Source organism: Weissella sp. ESL1156 (assembly GCF_058505625.1).
In genome coordinates, this window is the sequence record NZ_CP196372.1 from 1,084,609 (window position 1) to 1,110,686 (window position 26,078).

Consider the following 26,078-nt stretch of genomic DNA (forward strand, 5'->3'; position numbering starts at 1 on the left):
CCTATTCCTCACTTAATTGTGTCCATTCAGATTCACTAGTTGGCAATTTGCGTAATGCTCCTGTGACATCACTGACCTTATCAAAATGATACTTGTCAAGTGCGTCTGGTAGCGCTTGAATTAATTTTTGTAAGAACTGTGGATCAGTTTTGTTACCAATACCAACTTGAACAGCTGATGCGCCCGCTAACATTAATTCAAGCGCATCATCAACGGTTAAGACACCACCAACCCCGATAATTGGAATATTGACAACCGAAGCAGCTTCCCAAATTAATGCAACGGCAAGAGGATGGATTGCCGTTCCTGATAAGCCACCTTTACCACGATATAAACGTGCTGAACGTGTCGTTAAATCCAAACTCATGCCAACCAAAGTATTGATCATCGTTAATCCATCAGCACCCGCCTTTTCAGCCGCTAATGCTAGCGGCTTAATATCAGTCACATTCGGTGATAACTTTGCGTAAATGGCTTTGTCAGTAACTGATCTTACCGCCGCAATCACTGATGCAACACCTGCCTCAGTCACACCAAAAGCACGACCACCCTCATCAACATTTGGACATGACAAATTTAACTCGATCGCATAAATGGCTGGTAATTCATCAATCGTTTCTGCTAACTGCACAAATTCACCAACAGTTGCACCAGAAATCGATAGCATTTTGGGTAGATCTGGTAGTTTATCTGTTAATGCTGGTATAAAGTCTGAAACGACTTTTTCAATGCCTGGATTAGCTAAACCAACTGAATTCAACACACCTGCTTTAGTATTGATAATCCAAGGTTGTGGATTACCTTTTCGAGGCTTAACAGTCGTTGTTTTTAGAACCAATGCACCTAGTTCATTTAAATCAAAATCATCCAAATGGTCCAATCCGTAATAAAATGAACCTGATGCTGGCATAAATGGATTTTTAAGCGTCAAACCTGGTAATGTCACTGCGTATCGTTCGTCATTCATCAGTTAAATCTCCTTAATATAAGCACTATAAAATTGGGACAACAAAATTTTTTACTATTCTATGCAGGGGTAATTGTAAATGCCTGTGATTCCAACACGCTTAACAATGCCTTCACTGTATCAAATGCTGTAAACAATGGCACAGCATTTTCAATCGCAGCATTACGAATCAAACGACTATCGTTGACTGTAACCACATCTTGATGGGTCGAATTAACAACGAGTTGCAATATGCCTTGGCTTAGTGCAGTAACGGCATTGTGATCAGTCTCGCTGATTTTATCTAGCACTTGCACATGTAGTCCATGCTGCATAAAGTATTTTCCCGTCCCCGCTGTCGCAAATAATTGGAAACCCAATTCATTGAAACGTTTTGCTAAGGCCAGTGCTTCAACTTTATCTTCATCTGCAATCGTAAATAGCACATTTCCTGCATGTGGGATTTTAATATTTGAAGCAACAAAGGCCTTATACAAAGCTTTTTCAAAAGTCTTATCTGAACCCATCACTTCACCAGTTGATTTCATTTCTGGACCTAAGAGTGAGTCCACTGCGGGCAATTTTGTAAACGAAAAAATTGGTGATTTCACGTACACCATCTTCGGCTCAGGAACAAGACCTGTTTCAAATCCCATTGTGGTTAGTTTTTCACCCAACATCACCCGTGTTGCTAATTGTGCTAATTGCAAATGTGTCACTTTTGAAATGAAAGGCACTGTTCGTGAAGCACGTGGATTAACTTCAATCACATAAGCTGTATCTTCATGAATAACGAACTGTACATTCATTAATCCAATCGTGTTGAGACTCTGCGCTAGGGCAATAGATGCTGCGATAATTTCTTGTTTCACTTTGTCAGATAACGTCTGACTTGGATAAACAGACATGGAATCACCAGAATGCACACCAGCCCGTTCAATATGCTCCATAATTCCTGGTATGACGACTGTCTCACCATCTGACAAGACATCGACCTCTGCTTCAGACCCTACCAAATACGAATCAATCAGTACTGGATGGTCGTGGGAAACTTGCACTGCACGACCCATATAATCCTGCAATTCATCGGCATTGTTGACGATTTCCATCGCGCGACCACCAAGCACATAAGATGGCCTAACTAAAACTGGATAACCAATTTCTGTTGCGGCTTGTAACGCCCCTGCAATCGTCGTTGCTGTTTGACCAACAGGTTGAGCAAGCGTGAGTTGTTTAATGACTTGATCAAATTCCTCACGGTCCTCTGCACGATTCAAATTTGTAACGCTCGTGCCTAAAATATTGACACCTGCTTTGGCCAATGGTTCAGCTAAATTAATCGCTGTTTGACCACCAAATTGGACAACAACACCAAGCGGTTGTTCTAAGTGAATCACATTCAGCACATCTTCCAAAGTTAATGGTTCAAAATATAATTTGTCAGATACTGAAAAGTCAGTAGAAACTGTTTCCGGATTAGAATTCATAATAATTGCTTCATAACCAGCAGCTTGAATGGCTTTCACTGCATGCACTGTCGCATAGTCAAATTCAACACCTTGCCCAATCCGAATTGGTCCTGAACCAAGGACCAAAACACTTTGTTTATTGGAAACAACCGACTCATTCTCAGTTTCATAAGTTGCATAATAGTACGGTGTTTGTGAAGCAAATTCAGCTGCAACCGTATCAACCATCTTATAAACAGGCTGAATAGCGGCTGCTATTCGTCGTGAGACCACTTGTTCCGTGGTCCAGTGCCAAATATCAGCAATGGTTTGATCAGCAAAACCATTTTGCTTTGCCAATTGTAGTACTTGTTCATCGCCCACATGTTGTGCTAATGCTTGTTCAATCTCAATCAGGTGTAATACTTTATCCAAGAAGAAATAATCTATCTTAGTCCGATCATGAATCTCATCTACTGAAACACCACGACGTAGCAACTCACCAATCATGAACAAACGATCATCACGAGCTGGCATTAAATCAGCAAACAATTTTTCAGTTGGTATGTCAGCAAAATGAATATCACGTAAACCAATCGCCCCAATTTCTAACGAACGGATCGCTTTATTCATCGCTTCCTCAATGTTTCGTCCGATGGCCATTACTTCGCCTGTTGCCTTCATTTGTGTACCAAGGCGACGATCTGCTGTTGCAAATTTATCAAATGGCCAACGTGGTATTTTGACAACAACATAATCTAACGCCGGTTCAAAAGCTGCTTTAGTTGTTCCTGTCACTGGATTAATAATTTCGTCTAATGTCAAGCCCACTGCAATCTTAGCAGCCATTTTAGCAATTGGATAACCTGTTGCCTTTGATGCCAGTGCTGATGACCGTGATACACGAGGATTGACTTCAATAATGTCATAATTGAATGAATCCGGATCAAGTGCCATTTGAATGTTGACGCCACCTTCAATCTTTAAAGCACGGATAATTTTCAAAGCAGCATCACGCATCATTTGTAATTCGCGATCAGACAACGTTTGAACAGGCGCAACAACAATCGAATCCCCTGTATGAATACCGACAGGATCAAAATTTTCCATTGATGCCACAATCAAGGCATTATCCGCAGCATCACGCATAACTTCAAATTCAATTTCTTTATAACCAGCGATGGATTGCTCAATCAACACTTGTGTTACAGGAGACAATTCAAGACCATTAGTTGTAATTGCTTTTAATTCAGCTTCATCATTGGCAATACCACCACCCGTACCACCTAATGTGTATGCTGGACGTACAATAACAGGATAACCATTCGTTTCAGCAAATGATAATGCCTGTTCAACAGTAACGGCAATCATTGATTCTGGTACTGGTTCATCCAAACGCGTCATCAAATTTTTAAATGCTTCACGATCTTCAGCCTCTTCAATTGCCGATAATTTCGTGCCTAACAAAATAATACCAAGTTCATCTAAGATACCTACTTCGGCTAATTCCTTTGCCAGGTTTAAACCAGTTTGGCCACCCAAGGTTGGTAAAATAGCATCTGGTCGTTCTTTACGCAGAATTCGTGATAAAAATTCTAATGACAAAGGTTCAATATAGACTTCATCAGCAATTTCACTATCCGTCATAATGGTTGCTGGATTTGAGTTCACTAAGACAACTTCATAACCCTCTTCTTTTAAGGACATTGCGGCCTGAGTCCCCGAATAATCAAATTCAGCAGCCTGACCAATAACAATTGGCCCTGAACCAATCACCAAAATTTTATGAATATCTGTTCGTCTAGGCATGTTGTTTTTGTCCTTTCTTGTTAGCAACGACCATTGCGAGAAAATCATCAAATAAGTATTCAGCGTCATGGGGACCAGGTGCTGCATCCGGATGGAATTGCACTGAAAAGGCCGGTAAATGCTTCAAGCGCAGTCCTTCAACCGTATGATCATTAATTTCTTCATGCGTTATCTCTAAATCTGTCCCAATAATTGATTCTGCCGAGACAGCATAACCATGATTTTGTGACGTAAAATCAATTTGATCTTTCACGAGGTTTCGAACAGCATGATTAAACCCACGATGGCCAAACTTCAATTTATACGTTTCAGCACCATTTGCGAGGGCAAATAATTGATGACCTAAGCAAATACCCATTAAAGGCAATTGCATTTCTAGTTCACGAATAACAGGCAAAATATGAGCCACCGATTCTGGATTGCCAGGGCCATTTGATAACAAAACACCATCTGGTGCCATGTCTAAAATCGTTTGTGCGTCAACATCTGCTGGGAACACCATGACATTGACACCGCGTTTCGCAAGTGAACGTAGGATTGAATTTTTTAAGCCAAAATCAATTAAGGCAATTGATAACCCTTCTGTTGGATTAACATAGGTTGTCTTCGTTGTCATTCTTGCAACTTCGTTCGTCACTGGTTGAATATCCTGTAACTGGGCGACTGTCTCTGTCGTTATTTCATCAACAATTGCTGCTTTCATCACCCCATGTTCACGAATTTCCTTAGTTAACGCACGCGTATCGATATTCGTAATTCCTGGTAAATCCATTTTTTCTGCCCATTCAGCAATTGACATTTGTTGACGCCAGTTTGATGGTCGCCGAGCAATTTCATGGGCAACAATCGCTGTTGCGGTTGGCTTTAGTGATTCATAATCATCACGATTGATGCCATAGTTACCAATCAATGGGTATGTAAACATTAAAATTTGACCAAAATAAGAAATATCGGTCAATGATTCTTGATAACCAGTCATCCCCGTATTAAAAACAATTTCACCTGTCACAGTCTTGTCTGAACCAAAACTTTCACCGGTATAAACTGAGCCATTTTCTAAAACAAGATAGCGTTGCATAACTTCCTCCTATGCTTCATAAACAATCGTACCGTCAACCACAGTCAACATCGTTTGCCCATAAACAGTTGCACCAATAAACGGTGTATTCACGCCCTTTGAAGCAAATTCATCAGCAGTAATTGTGTGAGCGGTTGTTAAGTCGAACAATGCCAAATCTGCTGGTGCACCGACCACAAGTTGTTGGGGATTAGGTAAATGAAAGGCTTGACTTGGTTGAATAATCATCCAATTCATTAACTGCTCAAGTGTTGCAATGCCCGATTTGACCAAATGCGTGTACATCAGTTGAAAACTTGTCTCAATACCAGTAATGCCAAACGCTGCACCAATGAATGAACGTTGTTTTTCGGCAATACTGTGGGGGGCATGATCTGTTGCAATCATATCAATCGTGCCGTCTAACAACCCAGCAATCAGTGCCATGCGATCATGAGGTGTTCGCAGAGGCGGATTCATCTTAAAATAAGCATCATCACCCGTAATATGGGTTTCGTCTAACAATAAATGATGTGGTGATACCTCAGCTGTCACATGAACCCCTTCTGATTTTGCAAAGCGAACAAGCTCAACAGACGTTTTCGTTGAAATATGAGCCACATGATAATGCACCCCTGTTGCCTGTGCCAAGACTAAATCGCGCGCTAGTTGCGCTGATTCTGCTAATGGGTCGATGCCCGGTAAGCCTAATTCAGCTGACCGTTGACCTAAATTCATTACACCCCCATTAACTAGTGATTCATCTTCTACGTGAGCAACTAATGGTCGGTGCACTTTTGCGGCTGCTTTCATAGCGGCTAACATTGTTGCTGCTGTCTGCACCCCTTTACCATCATTGGTAAAAGCAACGGCACCCGCTTCAGTTAACGCTGTCATATCACTCACCTCAGCCGCTGTTAATCCTGCTGAAATAGCCGCATATTGGTACAGATGTACCAGACTATTCGCATCATTATTTGTCTTAACTTGATTAAACGCTGCAGGTGTTGCTGGTACTGGATCTAAGTTAGGCATTGCCAAAACAGTTGTAAAACCCCCGCGGGCAGCAGCTCGTGTCCCTGTTGCAACTGTCTCCTTGTAAGCAAACCCTGGTTCACGAAAATGCACGTGCACATCAACGAGTCCTGGTGAGACAAAGGCGCCATTCGCATTAATGATTCGGTCAGCTGCTGCCACAATGTTATCGGCCATGTCGCTAATTTTGCCATCCACAATCAAAATATCCTGCATCACTAATTGATTATCATGAATTAAGTGCTGTGCATTTTTAATTAATAATCGCCCCATGTTATTTCTCCTCAATTAATGCTGTTAAGAGTGCCATTCGGGCATATACACCATTGGCCATTTGTGTAAAAATGCGTGATTTCTTTGCTTCAACCAACTCATCGGTAATTTCTACACCACGATTAACTGGTGCTGGATGCATCACAATCGCTGTCTTTTTTAACTTAGCATAGCGTGCATGCGTGAGCCCAAATTGTTGATGATAATCCTTTGTTGAAAAATGTTGCGTATCACCTGTCGTCAATCGTTCATGTTGTACGCGTAATAGCATCAGAACGTCTAACTGTTCCAGTTCCTGATCAACTGGCTGATAAGAACCAAATTGATTAAAGTCGGTTGGATACCATGTTTTAGGTCCCGCAAAACTAATTTTTGCGCCAAGGCGATGCAGGATTTCAGCATTTGAACGTGCTACTCGTGAATGAGACAAGTCGCCGACAATACGTATATTTAAATCTTTAAAATGACCAAATTGTTCATAGATTGTCATTAAATCTAGTAAACTTTGTGATGGATGCTGTCCACTACCATCCCCAGCATTCACTAACTGGGGCATTAGTTCTGATTGTTCGGCAATTAATGGTACATACCAGTTATTTTGACTATGACGAAGGACCACAACTTGTACACCAATGGCACCAAGTGTTTTTAATGTGTCACTTAGTGTCTCCCCTTTTTGAGTAGAACTAGTTTGTGGATTAACATAAATATTTTGCCAACCCATTTTTGCTTCAGCCATTTGAAAACTACTAGCCGTTCGTGTTGAGTTCTCAAAAAACAAATTAGCCACCATGCGCTTCTGTTGTGGCACTTGTTTTTGCCCTGTTTTATAAGCTAAGCTTGTCTTAATGAGTGACATAATGGTTGTTGTTGATAAATCATTTAGATTCACAAAATGTTGCATAACGATCTCCTAACCTGATGCTGACACAAAAAAGCCTTATGAATCCAGTGATTCATAAGGCTTGTTCTTTTAATGGTTGTACAATTATCCTGTTTCTAATTGTTTACCAACTAACATGACCTTGGATAGCCTCACTGGACTACATTTAAAGGTTATTAATGATTAACATTAATATAGCATGTTCATCACACTTGGTAAACAGTTTACTTATTAAAATATTCTGGTTAAATCGTTTAACGTATTGCTATGACCCGCAAAAAAATTTTTAATTTATTCATCGAGGACGTCATGAATCGTTAACACACCCACGACTTCATCACCATCTTCAACAACTAAGTTTGAAATATTATGCGACGCCATTTTCTTCCAGGCAGTACTATTACGCTTATTCACATTAATACTAATAAAGCCCTTGGTCATATAATCCGCAGCAGTCGATGACTTGACCTTTGTAATATTCAAAATTTTCTTACGAATATCACCATCAGTCACAATCCCGATAACGCGCTCATCAGCATCCTTTACCAACGTCATACCAATACCAAAATCACTGATCCGATAAATAACATCATTGATTGGGGTATCTGTTTGCACATATGGAATATTGGTATGCATAACATTTTTAACATTCTGCATTAACAATTTACCAATTGAACCACCTGGATGATACAATGCAAAGTCATCACGAGTAAACTTCTTTTCTTTTTCAATCGCAATCAATAACGCATCTCCAACGACTAATGTTGCTGTTGTCGAACTTGTGGGTGCTAATTTCGTTATGTCAGCTTCAACAGCAACATCAACAATTAGTGGATACAGCGCTTGCTTTGCAAGTGTTGATTCAGCATCACCAGTTAACGCCACTGTTTGTAAATCTTTACCGTGAATTTGTTGCAGTGCAAAAAATGTTTGGAGAACTTCTTCTGTCTCACCACTGTTTGACACAAAGAATACCAAGTCATCAGCAGCAACACGTCCTAAATCACCGTGGAAAGCATTTCCTGCATCGATAAAGAAACTGGGTGTCCCAATAGAAGAAAACGAAGCCGCAATTTTCTCAGCAATGATACCTGACTTACCGATTGCAATAAAAATCAATCGACCCGTGGTCTGAAGAATTTTTGTCACAACTTGATCAAAACTATCATCTAAGGTATCACGCACTTTTTCTAAAGCTGCTATTTCTGTATTAAACGTCTGTTTCGCATCTTTATAATAAGTTTTCATCCGCATACACCGCCTTATTCTCAAGTTGTTGTTGGAATAATTTGTTGGCTTCTTCTAAGATTGGTCGTGCCTTTGATAGATAAAGTTGACTATCTTGATCTGAAATTGCCTCGGGTGGATTTGGGTGCACTTCCGCAAAGATACCATCAATACCAATTGACAACGCAGCACGCATGAGTGGAAAGACGTAATCACGATTACCACCAGAATGATTACCATAGCCACTTGGAATTTGAACTGAGTGGGTTGCATCGTAAATGACTGGATAACCAGTTTCACGCATTTGGATTAAACTCGTCATATCAACTACTAATTGATGGTAACCAAACATCGTACCACGCTCAGTAACTAAAATATGCTCATTATCTTGTGAAGCAACCTTATTCACTGCACTCTGAATATCTTCGGGTGCCATAAACTGAGCTTTCTTAATATTTACTACGCGACCGGTCTTAGCAGCAGCTAACAATAAATCAGTCTGACGACTCAAGTAAGCTGGAATCTGTAGCACATCAGCAACCTCAGCAACTGGCGCACATTGATAAGATTCGTGGACATCTGTCACAATTGGGACGTGATACGTCTCTTTAATTTCACGTAGCACTTTAAGTCCATTTTTCATCCCTGCACCACGATCAGATGAAATCGCACTACGATTTGCCTTATCAAATGATGACTTAAAAACATAATTAATCCCTAGTTCATCCGTAATCTGCTTTAGTTCCTCGGCAACTGTTGCACATGTTTCATATGATTCAATGGCACACGGCCCTGCTAGTAAAGTTAAACGATCATCCTTAAAGCCGTATTCTTGAAAAACGTCACTAATTTTTGGCATCACATTTCCCCCGTTCTTAACTAGTAAATCAAAATAACGATTAGAAACTACTAATTTTTTAATATTATATGCTTTATGCTAACTTTTTTCAGCTTAAAGGTTTTGAATTGCATTTGATCAATACTTAAAAAAGTTGATAAACACCCAACATACCAGGTATTGACCAACTTTTATAAATGATTCTATTTACTGTTAAGCTTCAACCACATGACGGACATAAGGATCGTCAGAAAAGCCTTGTGACAAAATAATGTTGGCCCACTCTTTTGCTGAATGCAAACTATGGTCCTTAAAGTTACCACATTCTGTAGCGGTCGTAGCTGGCACATCATCCCAAGTTATTTCATCACGAATTTTACGTAATACACGGGTAAATGTTTCAGCAACTTGAGTTGGTGAGTAATCCACCCAGCTAATGATGTGAAAGCCCGTGCGGCAACCGAATGGTGAAATATCAATGATACCATCTAATTCATCACGCACTAGACTAGCAAACAAATGTTCTAACGTATGAATTCCTGCTGTTTCAATTGCTGTCTCATTAGGTTGTGTCAAACGTAGATCATAATTTACGATCTGTCCCCCATTTGGTCCTTGTTGTGTTTCAATCTTACGTACATATGGTGCATGTACCTTTGTGTGATCTAATGTAAAACTCTCAACTTCTGCCATGTTAAAATCCTCCTAGTTAGTACTTTCCTAAAATTTAACCAGCTGACATCAAACAAAAACGTCCCGCAATCATCACTGATTACGGGACGTTACCACGTGTTACCACCCGAGTTTAATAAGTTTCACTTATCCTCTAAACGCTTTAACGGACGTTCCCCGAATGGCACTTGTCATTTGCTCATGTCATGATGACTCCAAGACCATCTGGCAACAATCAATCTGTTAGTTTACACCAACCACTAACTCTCTAAAACATGATTTTGTTACACCCATCTCTTCTCAGTCGATATGGCTATGCTAAATCTTATTCACTAGCCTGTCAACCATAAAATTAGATTTCTTTGTTTTTATCATCAATAACTAATGACGGTGCCAACGTGTCCCTTGAGGCGTATCTTCTAAGATAATCCCTTGCTCAGCAAGCATATCACGAATCTCATCTGAGCGTGCAAAATTCTTATTTGCTCGTGCTTCATGACGTTCATTAATTAACGTTTCTACATCCGTTGCTAGCAACTCATCTTGTGCTAAACCATCAACACCAAAGACGCTCATCAAAGTTGCCAAAGTATCCAAAATCAGCTTAGCAGATGTTTGATATACAATTTCTTCCTGTGCATATTGATTTGCCAAATCGACTAACTCGTAAATGGCTGTTAAAGCATTCGGTGTATTAAAATCATCATCCATAGCCGTTTCAAACTGGTCAACACACGTCTTAACCTGATTAGCAATGGTTTGATCATCACCAACACCTGCCGTTGCCAAACGGAATTGTAAGTTTCGATATCCCGTACGAATACGGGCCAAATTTTGTGCTGCTTGTGCCATATGATCATCTGAATATGCAATGGCACGTCGATATTGCGTAGACGTCATAAAAAAGCGTAATACCATAGGATCATCAATTTGTTGTAATAAATCATGCACCGTCACAAAATTACCTAATGACTTAGACATTTTTTCATTCTCATCTCCAACAGTCACAAAACCATTATGTAACCATTCGTTCACAAATTTTTCACCCGTATGCACTTCACTTTGCGCAATTTCATTTGTATGATGTGGAAATGCTAAATCAATTCCACCACCATGAATATCAAAATGATTACCTAAGTATTTCGTTGACATCACAGAGCACTCGATATGCCATCCTGGGCGACCCTTGCCCCATGGTGACTCCCATGAAATGGCCCCGTCACCATTTTCACTTTTCCATACTGCAAAATCCATAGGATCTTCTTTACGAGCCAATTCGGTATCATCCAAACGGCCAGCTGCATTAGACGTCATTTCATCTAAGTCTTGATGCGCTAACGCACCATAGTTTTTAAACTTTTTTGCACGATAATAAACATCACCTGCTGATTCATAGGCATAACCCTTCGCAATCAAGTCAGCGACAAAATCAATAATTTCTGGAATATGCTCAGTTGCACGTGGCCGCACTGTTGCTGGTTTAATATTTAATGCTGCTGTATCTTCATTAAAAGCGGCAATGTATTTATCTGCTAATTCAGAGACCGTGATGCCCTGTTCATCAGCTGCTTTAATCATCTTATCGTCAACATCTGTAAAATTTGACACATAATTGACTTTATAACCACGATACTCAAAATATCGACGAATCGTATCAAAAGCAATCGCTGAACGCGCATTCCCGATGTGTATATAATTGTATACAGTGGGACCACAGACATACATGTTGATTGTATCTTCATGTATTGGCTGGAATGGTTCCTTAGCCAGTGTCATCGTATTAAACATTTTAATCATATGCGTGTCCCTTTCTTTTTAAAACAATGAGTTATCTTTTACATTTTAACATAAAATAGCAGTCAACTAATTTGGACACAGTGATGATTAGCCGCTACAATGAAAACGGATACATCAAACATTTAATTAGGAGGATTCTCACACATGTATCAAGCAAAGAAAACGCGCTATGACCACATGATTTACAACCGAGTTGGCAAAAGTGGTTTAAAATTATCAGCGCTAGGTTTGGGCCTTTGGCATAATTTTGGCAGTGTTGATCCTTTTGAAAATCAACAAGCAATCATTCATCAGGCATTCGATTTAGGGATAACTTATTATGATCTCGCTAATAATTATGGTCCTATTCCAGGTAGTGCTGAAAAAAATTTTGGCCAGATCATACATGGTGACATGCATGCGTACCGTGATGAAATGGTCATTGCCAGTAAAGCTGGTTATGACATGTGGCCAGGTCCTTATGGTAATTGGGGATCTAAGAAAAGCATCATTGCAAGCGCTGATCAAAGTTTACATCGTTTAAAATTAGACTATGTTGATATTTTCTATTCGCACCGACCAGATCCAAAAACACCCGTTGAAGAAACAGCGTTAGCCCTTGATCAATTAGTTAAATCCGGTAAAGCTCTCTATATTGGTATTTCCAATTATTCTGGTAATCAAACACAAGCCATTCTAGATATCTTCAATGACTTACAAACACCCTTTATCGTCCATCAACCACGCTATAATATGTTCAATCGTGGTATTGAAACAGATCTTCTCCCTGTTTTACGGCAAGCAGGTAAAGCTGCGGCTGTTTTCAGCCCACTATCACAAGGCTTATTAACAGACAAGTACTTGCATGGTATTCCTGAAAATTCACGAGCTGCCAAAACAAGCAGTCCTTTCTTAAATTCACAACAAGTTGCTGCAACGATGCAAACCGTACAACGACTAAATGAAGTGGCAACAGCGCGCCAGCAAACGCTATCTGAAATGGCCTTAGCTTGGGATTTACGTGAACCAGAAATTGCAAGTGTCATTGTTGGCGCTAGTCGGCCAGAACAATTGGTTGATAATGTTAAAGCCCTTGATAACTTGACTTTTAGCGAGGCAGAATTAAAGCAAATTGACCAAATTTTACAGACACAACCCGCTATTGATTGGGCAGCAAAATAATTTCCAATAAAAATGACAGTCCGACAATATGTCATGGTACGAGGTATCCACCTCATTGACATAATTATCAGACTGTCATTTTTTTTAATTAGCGCCACCATTCATCAAAAACAGTGACCGGTTGACGACGTTTGTGTTCCGTTGATGTAAATAGACGCTCAATTTGTTGAGCATCTGCTTCAGAAACTGTTTTACCTTCCAAATAGTCATCAATCGCTTCATAGGTTACACCCAATGCGAGTTCATCTGGCAATGCTGGGCGATCTTCTTCTAAATCAGCCGTTGGTACTTTCTCATAAAGACGCGTTGGTGCACCAAGATAAGCTAATAGTTGCTTACCCTGACGCTTGTCCAGACGATACAACGGTGTCACATCAGCCGCACCATCCCCAAACTTCGTATAAAAACCAGCCAATGCTTCAGCAGCATGATCAGTCCCAATGACCACACCCTTATAGGCAGCTGCCACACCATATTGCGCAATCATCCGTTCACGAGCTTTGATATTACCCTTATTAAAATCAGTGACGTGAACACCAGCTGCTTCTAATTGGTGTACAACTCCTAGCACTGATTCTTGAATGTTGACTGTCACTGTTTTATCAGCTTCCTGCCACTTAATGGCTGCTAGCGCATCTGACTCATCAGACTGTTCATTGTATGGTAAGCGCATCGCAATAAATTGATACTCATCATCACCCGTTTCCTCACGTAACTGCTCTACAGCAAATTGCGCTAATTTACCAGCAAGTGCTGAATCTTGACCACCGGAAATACCTAGCACAAGGGACTTTAGCCCTGTTGCTTTAAGATAATCCTTTAATAAAGTGACTGATCGTTTGATCTCAGATGCTGGATTAATTGTTGGTTGAACACCAAGCGTTTTAATAATTTTTTCTTGCAATGGTCGCATAAAAAAACCTCCTTATGAAACGTAAAACTTTATTCTGTTGGATTGATTTGATCAACGTAATCACGTGTTTCCTTAATCAGATTCATTTTATGATCCCACGCTGCTTGTGATAAATCAACTGGATATTCTTGTGGATTCATATCTCGTCGATATTCTGAATATAATGAATCAATGTGCCGTTTTGCAAATGCACGCACATCATCTAAGGCTGGCAATTGATAAACTAACTCACCGTCAACAAAGATATCTTGCAAAATTGGTCGCGCAGTATAGTCAACAACCGTTTTATTCAAATATGGATAACTTGGATGGAACATATACAAACCTTCTGGTAAGTTTTGTGGATTTTCTTCCCACAAAGCCACATAATCACCTTGTGATTTACCATCAGAATTACGTGTAATACGCCAAACTTGCTTTTGACCAGGTGTTGAAATTTTTTCAGCACTACCTGAAATTTTAATGGTATCGGTCATCTCACCATTTTCATCTTCAATTGACACGACTTTATAAACACCACCTAGAGCAGCTTGATCGTAGGCTGTAATTAATTTTGTACCAATACCCCAAGTATCGATCTTTGCATCTTGAAATTTCAAACTCTTAATGGTTGATTCATCCAAATCGTTAGAAGCCACAATTGATGCATTTGGAAAACCAGCTTCATCAAGCATCTTGCGAACACCCTTTGAGACATATGCTAAATCACCTGAATCAATGCGCACACCAATAAAGTTAATTTTGTCACCCATTTCTTTGGCAACTCGAATTGCCGCTGGCACACCTGATCTTAGGGTATCATAAGTATCGACCAAGAAGACAACATCGTGATGCGTTTCAGCATATGCTTTAAAGGCTTCATAATCGTTACGATAAACTTGTACCAAACTGTGTGCATGGGTGCCTGAAATTGGAATTCCAAATAACTTACCTGCACGCACATTTGATGTCGCATTAAAACCACCAATATAGGCGGCACGAGTTCCCCAAATTGCAGCATCCATTTCTTGCGCACGACGTGAACCAAATTCCATCAATGTTTGATCACCAACCACGGAACGAATACGTGATGCCTTAGTTGCAATTAATGTTTGATAGTTAACAATATTTAATAATGGCGTTTCAATTAACTGGGCATCAAAAACAGTCGCTTCAACTTGCACAATTGGTTCGTTATTGAAAACAACATCTCCTTCATGCGGTGTCCGCACTGTCCCTTTAAAACGCCAATTTTTCAAATAATTTAGAAATTCGTCGTTAAATTCTCCTGTTGCATGTAAATAGTCAAGATCACTGTCAGAAAAATGTAAGTCATTCAAAAAATCAACTAACCGTTCTAGACCTGCAAAAACTGCATAACCATTTTCGAAAGGCATCTTGCGAAAATACATTTCGTAAACTGCCTTACGCTCATGGATACCCTTCATAAAATAGGTTTGCATCATTGATAATTGGTATGCATCAGTGTGTAGTGCCAAGCTATCATCTGGATATGCTAAAGCCATAACAAATTACTCCTCATCTCTTTATTAATTAATATTTTACCACAAATTAAAGGGTGTAAAGTCAGCTCTATATTTCTAACAGGTGGTATACTGATTAAATATTTAATAGAATACCTCATGAAAGGATACAATCCCATGCTTAATCGGTCATATCCGATGCAAGAATCACGTCGCGCAGGTATGTTACTCGCTGCGACTGCTGGTTTTATTGATTCATATACTTTTTCTGCCCATGACATGCGTTTTGCTAGTTTTCAAAGTGGTAATATTTTACAAGTCGGCTTAAATATTGCTGGTGGCAAATGGGCGCATGCGTTTATTTATTTTTGGCCTGTCTTTGCTTTTTTACTGGGTGCTGCAAGTAATCAAATTTTAAAAGCTTTCGCAAATCAACGTCGATACTCGCATACGCTAATTGCCTTACTCGTTGAATGCTTGGGCCTATTTTTAATTGCTATTTTAGAGTACGATTCATTTTCAGCAAATATTATTTTACCTTTATTAGCTTTCTTTATGGCCATTCAAGCAGATACCTTTAATAAAATTCATGGTATGCCTTATATGACAATTTTGAGTACTGGTAATTTACGGACACTTGGTAGTGGTTTAACTAATGGTTGGTTATATCATGACTCAACAGCGCTACAACGCGCTGGTCGGGTCGCACCAGTTATTTTAGCATTCTTCTTTTCAGCAATCATTGCTTATTTTGCAATCCACTTATTTAACCAAGCTGCCCTATTTATAGCACCATTATTTGTACTTGTTGTTATTATTTTAATTATTCATGAAGAAAACTTTAGAAAAAGTGTTGACAGTTATAATAACATCATCTAAAATACGAATAAGTATTTCAGAAAAGATAAACAAGTTGATCAGGAAAGTAAATTGATTGTGTATCGTTTAGAGAGACAGTATTTGGTGGGAGCTGTTCGAAAACACGTTGATTGAAAATGGCCTGTGATTGGCGTTAATGAGTAGCAAGTCTATAAATTAGCGACGGAATGGTCTACGTTAATAGACACACGAATCGGCATAGCATCATATCGCTCACTGCCCGCTCGTTGCTAAGGTTTTAATTAGTAATGATTAAAATAAAGTAGAATGGTAACACGAGACTCGTTTCTATCAGATTATACACATAATCAAGATAGGGACGAGTTTTTTTATTCCTATTTTTTCTGACATATTTGCAACCACTTTGGTAATCATATTTTTATATAGAATGAGGAGAGTTAGTCTTATGCGTAAAGGGTTAAAGATTGGTGCCGTTTTGGCAATTAGTACATTTGCAGCAGGCACATTAGCACCAATAACAGCAAATGCCGCATCAAAAAAAACAGTGACTGTTGGTATTGTCGGTACAAGTGATAAGAAATTATGGGATCAAATTAACAAAACAACACAAAAAAAGTATAATTTGACGGTTAAAACAAAGGTGTTTACTGACTACAACCAACCAAACAAAGCTGTTGCTGATGGTTCATTAGATTTGAACGCGTTCCAACACATCTACTTCTTAAATAATTGGAATAAGTCAAATGGTAACAAGTTGAAGCCTATTGGTAAGACATTCATTACCCCTATTCGTCTTTACTCAGAAAAGTACAAAGATGTCAAAGACTTTAAAAAGGGTGATACAATTGCCGTACCAAACGATAGTACTAATGAAGCACGTGCCTTAACATTACTACAATCAGCTGGATTGATCACCCTGAAGAAGAATGTCAGTCTCCCAACAATTAAAGATATTAAGTCAAATAAGTTGAACCTAAAGCTAAAGGAAGTTGCTGCTGATCAAGGACCATCTGCTCTAAAGTCAACTGACGGTGCGGTCATCAACACCAATTTTGCTCAGGAGGCAAAGTTAAAGTTGAATTCTGCCATCTATGTTGAGCCAATCAACAAGAAGACAAAGCAATGGATCAACATTATTGCCGCTCGTAAGAATGATGCAAACAAGAAAGAATATAAAGAAGTTGTTAAAACTTACCAAAGCAAGCAAACAAAAAAGTATCTAAAGGATACTTGGGGTAAGGCCGAAATTCCTGCTTGGGACATCAAGTTAAAGTAAGCCACGACCATTACCACGACCATTATTATGAGAGTGCCAGGTTACCACTGACCTCTCAATACATATCAAAAGTAGGAGAAGAATATGGCTGTTATTTCATTAAAAGGTATTAACGTGACGTTTAAACAGAAAAAACGTGAAATTGTCGCTGTCAAAAATGAATCGCTTGATGTTGAAAAAGGGGACATTTATGGGATTGTCGGTTATTCCGGTGCTGGTAAGTCAACACTCGTACGGACAATTAACTTATTGCAACGACCAACAAGTGGTTCAGTAACTGTCAACGGAACAGATATGTTATCACTATCACCTAAAGCATTACGTGACCAACGTAAAAAAATCGGTATGATTTTTCAACATTTTAACTTGATGAATGAGCTGACAATCTATGGGAATGTTGCGCAACCATTAAAGCATTCTGATTTGTCAAAAAGTGACAAATCAGAAAAAGTCAACAAATTATTGACCTTAGTTGGCTTAGATGACCGAGCAGAAAACTATCCTAGTCAATTATCAGGTGGTCAAAAACAACGTGTTGCCATTGCTCGTGCTTTAGCAAATGATCCTGAAATTTTGATTTCTGATGAAGCAACATCCGCTTTGGATCCTAGAACAACTAATCAAATTTTGGCTCTGCTAAAGAAGTTAAATCAAGAATTAGGATTAACGATCGTCCTCATTACGCACGAAATGCAAGCCATTAAAGAAGCTGCTAATAAAGTAGCAGTTATGGAAAATGGTACGATTATTGAACGCGGTTCATTACTAGAAATCTTTACTAACCCACAACAACAATTGACCAAAGACTTTATCAATACGGCAACGAACTTAGATGAAGCCATTATCAAAGTTAATGAACTATTGTCAGCACAACCGCTATCTGATGATGAAGAACTAATCAAAATCAGCTATGTTGGCGCGGATACTGCCCAACCATTACTCTCAACGATTTATGCCGATTATGGTGTCACAACAAATATTCTATATTCAAATATGGAAATACTAACACAAACGCCCGTTGGTATTGCAATTGCCATTTTTAAAGGAACAGAATCGCAACGTGCAACAGCAAAGGCTAGTTTCACAGATCATGGCGTTGCAATCACTGAACTACAAGGAGGTGCGAATTAATGATTGGATGGATTGAAGAACATTTACCAAATGTTTATGCACTTGGCTGGTCTGGTGACTATGGCTGGGGTATTGCAATTTGGCAGACCATCTACATGACAGTCGGTGCTGCTATCATTGGTGGTATTATCGGTCTTTTATTCGGTGTTGGTTTAGTCTTAACATCTGATGATGGCATTGCACCTAACCGGACTGTCTTTCAAATTTTAGATAAAGTTGTTTCTGTTGGTCGTGCGATTCCGTTTATTATCATGGTTGTTGCCTTCTCACCCCTAACACAATTGATTGTCGGTACAACGATTGGTACGACTGCTGCCCTTGTTCCCCTGTCACTAGGTGTCTTTCCTTTCTACGCCCGGCAAGTACAAGTTGCCTTACTTGGTGTTGAAAGTGGTAAGGTAGAGGCCGCACGATCATTTGGTGCAACAAATTGGGATATCATTACTGATGTTTATCTTCGTGAAGGGCGCGCTGAATTAATCCGTGTTTCAACAGTGACGTTGATTAGTTTAGTTGGTTTAACTGCTATGGCTGGTGCTATCGGTGCTGGTGGTCTTGGAACAACTGCCATCGTTACTGGTTACCAACGTTTCCAAAATGATGTGATGTGGTTAGCGACAATTATTATTTTGCTATTCATTGTTATCATTCAATTTGTTGGTGATCTTTTAGCAAAACATGCTCGTCATAATTAACATTATGCGACCAAAATAATATCATATGACAATAAAAAGATCGTCAGTCTCGTTAGATTGACGATCTTTTTATATACAACAATTTCATTATTGACTGTAATTTTATATGATAGCTATTACTTTATTGGTTTTGTTTGTAACATTTCTTTTGCAATCGTTAAATTACCTAACGCATCAATTGCCGTATTAGGTACGACAACCGTATTTGTATCACCCTTCGCAACTTCACGAAAAGCATCAATATTTTGCGCAACAAGGTAATTATTATCAACCTTTTCCAATGCATCATTAGCAATTTGAATACGGTAGGCTTCTGCATCAGCTGCCAAACGCACAGCCTTTGCTTTTGCTTCGGCAGTCGTAACTAAAGCATCGTTTTGTGCCTTTGTTGTCAATTCAATTGAGCGAGCTTCTCCTTCAGCTTTTGCAATTGCAGCTTCACGTTCTCGTGTTGCATTAATCTGCTTATTCATAGACTCTTGAATTTCAGGCGTTGGCTGAATCGTATCTATATTAATACGGTCGACATTAACACCATATGCGTCAGTAATTGAACTTAACTCACGACTAAGTGCTGCATTAATACGTTCCGTCCCGTTCAAAACATCATTCAGATCCATGGTACCGATAATACCACGAAGATGTGCTCGCGATTGTTGCACCATCGACTTAACTGAATCTGCATTTTCAAAGGTAAATTTATATGGATTTGTCACATGATAGTTCATTGACAGAGAAATAATAACCTCCGCATTGTCTTGTGAAATAACACTTTGTTCACTTAAACTAAGTGGGACTTGTGCTAAGTCAACCTTATCAACATGTGTAATCACTGGCATAGTAAAATGGATACCTGGCGTAATCTGATTCTTGTATTTTCCTAAGACCGATACCATACCTACCATATTTTGTGGAATGATACGAATACTTGAAAATAAGACATACATAATAAAAATAAATATAATCAAAAAGATAATACTAGATAATATCGTCATCCGTTAGCCCCTTCTCTAAATACACCGTGTTCCCTTGAATAGCAATTACCATTACCTCATCGCCCCAACTCAAATCTTGTTTTGATTTTACTTGGTAATAAATCCCATTTAAACGAATAAAATTATCTGAAAAATTTTTCTCTGATAATTTTATGGTCGTATGCAATAAACGATTATCAAAATTATATTGCATAGTAATTCTTGCCAATCGTATGTTCTTTATTAACAACCACATACTTACCTAATTGTTGCCGAATACGAACAGTATCCCCCATCTTTAAATCAACACCGCGATATTCAAAATAACGTCCATTAATCAAAATACGATCTAACGTAAAATTACTTGGTGTTAAATGAATTGTCATTCCTGTTGTATTCGTATTGCGTTTCTTTGCCATGCTATTGCCCCCCAAATAAACTTTTATTTTAGTATATACCAGCAATACTCACGCGTAAATTATTTAATGCGACCCTTGCTCATATTCTAACAACTTAGGTACTTTTTTAAAATTGACAGGCAATGATTACTAATATAGCAAAAAACCTCACACGTTATAGGCGCGATTCTCAAAGCGTGGTGCAACATCGTTAAACAAGTGTTGCAAAGCTGTTTCAACTTGTGCTTTGTTATCATCAATTAGCACATCGCGTCTTATATCTCACGCCTAACTTTTATCTGTTGATTACATAATAAATTTCCCAATGTTTTGTCGACAATAACAAAATTACCAACTTGTTGTCGAATACGTACGGTATCCCCTAAATTTAAATCAATACCTCGATATTGAAAATGACGACCATTAATCAAAATACGATCTGACGCGAAGTAACTTGGTGTTAGATGTATTGTCATGTCGGTCGTGTTCACTTGATGTTTTTGTTGCATTTTTTGCCATTGAAACAACTTTTTTAGTATATACTAGCGTTATCAGTTCGTAAGTCATTATTTGTTTGTTTTGTTCATTTTTGCACAATTAACGTGATTCTGCAAAATTCATATTAACTTTTTACACACTTTGGCATTATAATGAACTCGAAAGCGTATATCATCTATTATTTTTGTTCATTTATCTTTACTAAGAAGGTGAGAATCATGCAAGTAGATTTTAATTTAGATGAAATTTTGAAAAGTAATGCTGATAAGGTTTTGAGCGTACTACTTTCAAGTGCCAATGGTCTAACCAATGAAAATGTTAAACAACGTCAAGAACAATATGGCCCGAATATTCTTGAAAAAGCACACCAAACACCACTCATCATTACATTCTTACAAAACTTCACCAGTATGATGGCCATATTACTTTGGATTGCTGGTGGTATTGCCTTTGTCGCTGGCTTGACCGAATTAGGCATTGCCATTTGGCTTGTTAATTTGATCAATGGTGTATTTAGCTTTTGGCAAGAGTTTCAAGCTGGTAAAGCTACTGCTGCATTAAATAAACTAATGACGACAGAAACTTTAGTCCTAAGAAATGGTCAACAAAAAACGGTGCCCACTGAACAACTCGTTCCTGGTGACATCGTCATTTTAAATGAAGGTGATCGTATCCCCGCTGATATCCGTTTGCTTGATGCCACTGGCATGCGTGTTGATCAATCGACCCTAACCGGTGAAGTAAACCCTGTTTCAAAAGACACAGCCACGGTAACGGATATTTCCAATCATCCCGCCATTCGCAATATGGTCTATATGGGTACCTCATTGATGCAAGGACATGGTCGTGGTGTTGTTGTAACAACTGGTATGAATACAGAATTTGGTAAAATTGCCCGATTAACACAAACCGTGCACGAGAAACTCAGCCCCCTACAAAAAGAATTAAACATTTTGACCAAACAACTTTCATTGTTAGCTGTTGGTATCGGTATCATCTTTTTCTGTTGTGCCGTCTTCTTCGTTCACTATCCGATTGTGGCTTCATTCATCTTTGCCTTAGGTATGATCGTTGCTTTCATTCCTGAAGGATTACTACCCACGGTGACACTGTCCTTAGCTGGTGCTGTTTCTAACATGGCTCGCGAGCACGCCTTGATTAAAAAATTAGCAAGTGTGGAAACCCTTGGGTCTGCTACCGTTATTTGTTCTGATAAAACTGGTACCCTCACGCAAAACGCCATGACTGTTGCTCACCTCTGGACAAGTATTGATTCATACCATGTGACTGGTGAAGGATATCAACCGAATGGTCACATCTACAGTGGTGGGACAGCTGTTAAAGGCAGTGATAACCCAATTCTAAATGAACTATTACTTGGTGGTTTACTAACAGATAATGCCATGATCAAAGAAAATTCTGATCACACCTTTCAAATTATTGGTGACCCCACCGAAGCTTGCTTAGAAGTCGTTGCCCAAAAAGGCGGGTTACCTGTCAAAGATATTCGTCAAAACCACAAAAAAGTTGATGAATTACCTTTTGATTCTAATCGTAAAATGATGACCGTGAAAGTACAGTCTCAAACATCAGAGCCATTTAACATTTATAGTAAAGGCGCACCAAATAAGGTTTTAGATCTTTGTACAACCTACTTAACTAAAGACATGGAAATTAAGCCACTAACTGATGACGTACGTCAAAAAATTATGGCCGCTAACGACGGCTATGCCTCTCAAGCACTGCGTGTTTTAGCAGTTTCGGGTCGTCACCTTGATGAATCAACTGATTTTAAAACCGCAGAACAAGAGATGACGTTTATTGGTTTATCAGCCATGTTTGATCCGCCAAGAGATCAAGTGATTCAAGCTATTGCTGATTGTCATCGCGCACACATTAAAGTTATTATGATTACTGGTGATAATGGTATTACTGCTGAATCAATCGCCCGTAAAATTGGTATTGTTTCACATCATGCTAAAATACGCGTCATTACCGGTAGTGAATTAACAACCCTATCTGATGAAGAATTGAAACTTGCCTTGAAGGATGATGTGTTATTTGCCCGTATGGCTTCAGAACAAAAATATCGCATTATTGCTTGTTTACAAGAAATGGACCATGTCGTTGCTGTGACTGGGGATGGTGTTAATGACGCTCCTGCACTGAAACGCGCAGATATCGGCATTGCCATGGGTAGATCTGGTACCGATGTTGCCAAGGAAGCAGCTGACGTCATTTTAACCGACGATAATTTTGCATCCATCGTTGCCGCTATTAAAGCGGGACGTGGTGTCTACAGTAATATTCGAAAGTTCTTACTGTATATTTTGAGCTCAAATGTTCCCGAAGCATTTCCATCGATTTTGTTTCTACTAAGTGGTGGAAAGATTCCACTAGCGCTAACTGTCATGCAAATCTTATTAATTGACCTCGGAACAGACATGATTCCGGCCTTGGGACTAGGGCGCGAGCCAACAGAATCTTCTGTGATGTTGCAACATCCAAGAAAAAAGACCGAACATTTAATTACTAAAAATACCATTCTCAAAGCATTCGCCTGGTATGGCGCCCTCAGCTCAATTTTGTCAGCTGGTGCATTCTTCTTTAGTAATTATCTAAATGGTCATACTTTTAATAACTTAGTGGCTACTGGTTTTGACTATCGTCAGGCAACGACACTAACCTTGGGGACCATTATCTTCTGCCAAATGGCAGTTGTGCTAAATTGTCGTTATGACTTAAACTCACTATTCTATCCACACCACAATTTCTGGTCTAATGGTTTAGTTTATGCCGGTATTGTCTTCGAAGCACTGCTGTTTATTGCTGTATGTTACGTTCCACTCCTACAGTCTGTTTTTGGCACGACACCACTAATCGTACGAGATTGGCTTTACTTAATCGCATTGCCATTACCATTGATTCTGTTAAATGAACTGAGAAAATATTTACTACGAAGAAAACAAGTTGCTTAAATAAAAAAGTCACGCAACCTTTAATCCAAAATTTGGATGCCAACATTGCGTGACTTTTTTTATAACCATCCTTTATGCAACTTAAAAGAACTACCTCGCATCGTACCAGTTAATTCTTTAGTGATAGGTAGTCCTCTGCTAACCCAACTGTTGTCACATTTTTAAAATCAATCTCATAAGCTCATACAATCGTCCTTTTTGCACTTTGATAGCTTATATGACGTATCGGCATTACCCTATGCAAAAAAAGCACAAAAAAACCTCACACGTTATAGGCGCGACACGAATGCCTTTCAACCTAGACTTGGCCATTGCCATCATCTTAGCAGTTTATACCTTATAACATGAGAGATCTCATTGTGTTTATTAATTAACCAATGAAATTAGTCAACCAATTCCAAGATAACCATTGGAGCAGCGTCTCCACGACGTTGAGTCGTCTTCAAAATGCGAGTGTAACCACCGGCACGACCCTCAAAGCGTGGTGCAACATCGTTGAATAGGTGTTGCAAAGCCGTTTCAACTTGTACTTTGTTATCATCAGTTGTTTTTACATCTGCAATGACGTTACGCAAGAAAGCAGCTGCCTTACGGCGTGATGATAAATCACCATGCTTACCCAATGTAATCATCTTATCAGCAGTACGACGAACTTCCTTTGCACGGGCTTCAGTTGTCGTAATACGACCGTTGATCAATAGATCAGTTGTCAAGTCACGCAACAAAGCCTTACGTTGTGCACTGTTACGTCCCAACTTACGGTATCCCATGAGTGTGTCCTCCTTTACTTGGTATTCTATCGTTTAATCTAATCTTCCTTGCGGAACCCTAAACCGAGCAACTTAAGCTTGTCTTGGATTTCGTCAAGTGATTTCCGACCGAGGTTACGAACAGACATCATTTGTGTCTCCGTACGCTCAGTTAACTCCTGCACAGAGTTAATCCCGGCCCTTTTGAGACAATTATAAGAACGAACAGACAGATCCAACTCTTCAATTGGTGTATCTGCATGTTTTGTTGTTGGCTCTTCTTCTTTGTCTGCCATCACTTGTGCAGTAATTGCGCGTTCAGACATATCAATAAAGGCATTCAAATGATCAGACATAATACGAGCGGCCAAAGAAACAGCTTCAGTAGCTGTCAATGAACCATCAGTCCAAACATCCAAAGTTAATTTATCAAAGTCATCACGTTGACCAACACGAGTGTTTTCAACTTGATAGTTTACGCGTTCGATTGGGGTAAAGATTGAATCAATTGCTAGAACGCCAATAGGCATTTCATCATGCAATTCCTTATTCTGGTCCCCTGAAACATAACCACGACCACGAACAGCCGTCAAAGTCATATGCAAGGTAGCCCCAGCCGCAACAGTTGCAATATGAAGATCTTTATTCAAGATTTCCACATCGCTATCACCAGCTATATCACCGGCCGTCACATCAGCGGGACCGGTTACGTTAACTTCGAGTGTTTTTTCATCATCACTGTCGATGCGCATTGAAACCTTTTTAAGGTTTAAAATGATTTGCGTAACATCTTCAACGACACCTTCGACCGTTGAAAATTCATGCAAAACGCCATCAATCTGTACTGAATTGATTGCCGCACCAGGCAATGAAGACAACAATACACGGCGTAGTGAGTTACCCAAAGTAGTTCCGTAACCACGTTCAAGCGGCTCAACCACAAACTTACCGTAATTGCTATCCTCTTCAACCAGCATAATCTTAGGATTTTCGAATTCAAGCATACTGTTTGTTACC

Annotated in this window: 23 protein-coding genes and 2 other annotated features; of the genes, 6 read left to right on the forward strand and 17 right to left on the reverse strand. The window is 39.2% G+C overall.

What is annotated here, in order from left to right:
• Position 1: 1 nt before the first annotated feature.
• The 9 genes from ACSKY2_RS05470 to cysS form a co-directional block, all read right to left on the reverse strand.
• A complete protein-coding gene (locus tag ACSKY2_RS05470) occupies positions 2-967 on the reverse strand; it encodes a dihydroorotate dehydrogenase (RefSeq protein ID WP_489877054.1) in 966 nt (321 codons plus the stop codon).
• A gap of 59 nt (positions 968-1,026) precedes the next feature.
• Positions 1,027-4,203 carry a carbamoyl-phosphate synthase large subunit gene (carB, locus tag ACSKY2_RS05475; protein WP_489877055.1) on the reverse strand — a complete coding sequence of 1,059 codons (3,177 nt, stop codon included), beginning with the start codon at positions 4,201-4,203 and terminating at the stop codon, positions 1,027-1,029.
• Complete coding sequence (locus ACSKY2_RS05480) at positions 4,196-5,281, reverse strand: carbamoyl phosphate synthase small subunit (RefSeq protein WP_489877056.1); 1,086 nt, start codon at positions 5,279-5,281, stop codon at positions 4,196-4,198. Before ACSKY2_RS05480 ends, carB begins: the two co-directional genes overlap by 8 nt.
• Before the next feature lie 9 nt (positions 5,282-5,290).
• Positions 5,291-6,568: a dihydroorotase gene (gene pyrC, locus ACSKY2_RS05485; protein WP_489877057.1), complete on the reverse strand. Its 1,278-nt coding sequence runs from the start codon at positions 6,566-6,568 to the stop codon at positions 5,291-5,293.
• 1 nt (position 6,569) lies between these two features.
• The gene (locus tag ACSKY2_RS05490; protein WP_489877058.1) at positions 6,570-7,472 is read right to left on the reverse strand and encodes an aspartate carbamoyltransferase catalytic subunit; all 903 of its coding nucleotides are present in this window, start codon (positions 7,470-7,472) and stop codon (positions 6,570-6,572) included.
• Positions 7,473-7,742: 270 nt separating this feature from the next.
• Positions 7,743-8,699 (reverse strand): KpsF/GutQ family sugar-phosphate isomerase, encoded by a 957-nt coding sequence (locus tag ACSKY2_RS05495; RefSeq protein WP_489877059.1) that lies wholly within the window; start codon positions 8,697-8,699, stop codon positions 7,743-7,745.
• The gene (gene kdsA, locus ACSKY2_RS05500) at positions 8,683-9,537 is read right to left on the reverse strand and encodes a 3-deoxy-8-phosphooctulonate synthase (protein WP_489840737.1); all 855 of its coding nucleotides are present in this window, start codon (positions 9,535-9,537) and stop codon (positions 8,683-8,685) included. Before kdsA ends, ACSKY2_RS05495 begins: the two co-directional genes overlap by 17 nt.
• Before the next feature lie 192 nt (positions 9,538-9,729).
• Positions 9,730-10,209 carry an S-ribosylhomocysteine lyase gene (locus ACSKY2_RS05505; RefSeq protein WP_489840736.1) on the reverse strand — a complete coding sequence of 160 codons (480 nt, stop codon included), beginning with the start codon at positions 10,207-10,209 and terminating at the stop codon, positions 9,730-9,732.
• Positions 10,210-10,288: 79 nt separating this feature from the next.
• Positions 10,289-10,499: a binding site (T-box leader), on the reverse strand.
• Between the two features lie 70 nt (positions 10,500-10,569).
• Positions 10,570-11,985, reverse strand: coding sequence for a cysteine--tRNA ligase (gene cysS, locus ACSKY2_RS05510; RefSeq protein ID WP_489877060.1), 1,416 nt, complete (start codon positions 11,983-11,985; stop codon positions 10,570-10,572).
• 144 nt (positions 11,986-12,129) lie between these two features.
• On the opposite strand from cysS, the gene ACSKY2_RS05515 reads away from it, so the two are divergent.
• Positions 12,130-13,146: an aldo/keto reductase gene (locus tag ACSKY2_RS05515; protein WP_489877061.1), complete on the forward strand. Its 1,017-nt coding sequence runs from the start codon at positions 12,130-12,132 to the stop codon at positions 13,144-13,146.
• Between the two features lie 88 nt (positions 13,147-13,234).
• Here the strand turns inward: ACSKY2_RS05515 and nadE are convergent, their stop codons facing one another.
• Both nadE and ACSKY2_RS05525 read right to left on the reverse strand, forming a co-directional pair.
• On the reverse strand, positions 13,235-14,059 hold the full coding sequence (gene nadE, locus ACSKY2_RS05520) for an NAD(+) synthase (protein WP_489877062.1): 825 nt from the start codon (positions 14,057-14,059) through the stop codon (positions 13,235-13,237).
• Between the two features lie 29 nt (positions 14,060-14,088).
• Positions 14,089-15,564 carry a nicotinate phosphoribosyltransferase gene (locus ACSKY2_RS05525; RefSeq protein ID WP_489840732.1) on the reverse strand — a complete coding sequence of 492 codons (1,476 nt, stop codon included), beginning with the start codon at positions 15,562-15,564 and terminating at the stop codon, positions 14,089-14,091.
• Between the two features lie 135 nt (positions 15,565-15,699).
• Here ACSKY2_RS05525 and ACSKY2_RS05530 point away from each other — a divergent pair, with 135 nt between their 5' ends.
• The 4 genes from ACSKY2_RS05530 (at position 15,700) to ACSKY2_RS05545 (ending at position 19,464) form a co-directional block, all read left to right on the forward strand.
• Positions 15,700-16,401: a YoaK family protein gene (locus tag ACSKY2_RS05530; protein WP_489877063.1), complete on the forward strand. Its 702-nt coding sequence runs from the start codon at positions 15,700-15,702 to the stop codon at positions 16,399-16,401.
• Positions 16,402-16,426: 25 nt separating this feature from the next.
• Positions 16,427-16,694: a binding site (T-box leader), on the forward strand.
• Positions 16,695-16,807: 113 nt separating this feature from the next.
• Positions 16,808-17,638: a MetQ/NlpA family ABC transporter substrate-binding protein gene (locus ACSKY2_RS05535; RefSeq protein ID WP_489877064.1), complete on the forward strand. Its 831-nt coding sequence runs from the start codon at positions 16,808-16,810 to the stop codon at positions 17,636-17,638.
• 84 nt (positions 17,639-17,722) lie between these two features.
• Positions 17,723-18,769 carry a methionine ABC transporter ATP-binding protein gene (locus tag ACSKY2_RS05540; RefSeq protein ID WP_489877065.1) on the forward strand — a complete coding sequence of 349 codons (1,047 nt, stop codon included), beginning with the start codon at positions 17,723-17,725 and terminating at the stop codon, positions 18,767-18,769.
• On the forward strand, positions 18,769-19,464 hold the full coding sequence (locus tag ACSKY2_RS05545) for a methionine ABC transporter permease (RefSeq protein ID WP_489840728.1): 696 nt from the start codon (positions 18,769-18,771) through the stop codon (positions 19,462-19,464). Before ACSKY2_RS05540 ends, ACSKY2_RS05545 begins: the two co-directional genes overlap by 1 nt.
• Positions 19,465-19,580: 116 nt before the next feature.
• On the opposite strand, the gene ACSKY2_RS05550 is transcribed toward ACSKY2_RS05545, so the two are convergent.
• From ACSKY2_RS05550 to ACSKY2_RS05565, 4 genes are all read right to left on the reverse strand, one after another.
• Positions 19,581-20,411 carry an SPFH domain-containing protein gene (locus ACSKY2_RS05550; RefSeq protein ID WP_489878231.1) on the reverse strand — a complete coding sequence of 277 codons (831 nt, stop codon included), beginning with the start codon at positions 20,409-20,411 and terminating at the stop codon, positions 19,581-19,583.
• Between the two features lie 31 nt (positions 20,412-20,442).
• Positions 20,443-20,652, reverse strand: coding sequence for an NfeD family protein (locus ACSKY2_RS05555; protein ID WP_489877066.1), 210 nt, complete (start codon positions 20,650-20,652; stop codon positions 20,443-20,445).
• Positions 20,642-20,857 carry a hypothetical protein gene (locus ACSKY2_RS05560; protein WP_489840726.1) on the reverse strand — a complete coding sequence of 72 codons (216 nt, stop codon included), beginning with the start codon at positions 20,855-20,857 and terminating at the stop codon, positions 20,642-20,644. Before ACSKY2_RS05560 ends, ACSKY2_RS05555 begins: the two co-directional genes overlap by 11 nt.
• Positions 20,858-21,111: 254 nt before the next feature.
• Positions 21,112-21,312, reverse strand: a complete 201-nt coding sequence (locus tag ACSKY2_RS05565; protein WP_489877067.1) for a hypothetical protein — start codon at positions 21,310-21,312, stop codon at positions 21,112-21,114.
• A 240-nt stretch (positions 21,313-21,552) separates the two neighbouring features.
• Between ACSKY2_RS05565 and ACSKY2_RS05570 the strand changes: the two genes are divergently transcribed.
• Positions 21,553-24,312: a cation-translocating P-type ATPase gene (locus ACSKY2_RS05570; RefSeq protein WP_489877068.1), complete on the forward strand. Its 2,760-nt coding sequence runs from the start codon at positions 21,553-21,555 to the stop codon at positions 24,310-24,312.
• 383 nt (positions 24,313-24,695) lie between these two features.
• Here the strand turns inward: ACSKY2_RS05570 and rplQ are convergent, their stop codons facing one another.
• Positions 24,696-25,082, reverse strand: coding sequence for a 50S ribosomal protein L17 (rplQ, locus tag ACSKY2_RS05575; protein ID WP_460251868.1), 387 nt, complete (start codon positions 25,080-25,082; stop codon positions 24,696-24,698).
• A gap of 38 nt (positions 25,083-25,120) precedes the next feature.
• Positions 25,121-26,065: a DNA-directed RNA polymerase subunit alpha gene (locus tag ACSKY2_RS05580; RefSeq protein ID WP_489840722.1), complete on the reverse strand. Its 945-nt coding sequence runs from the start codon at positions 26,063-26,065 to the stop codon at positions 25,121-25,123.
• Positions 26,066-26,078 lie beyond the last annotated feature (13 nt).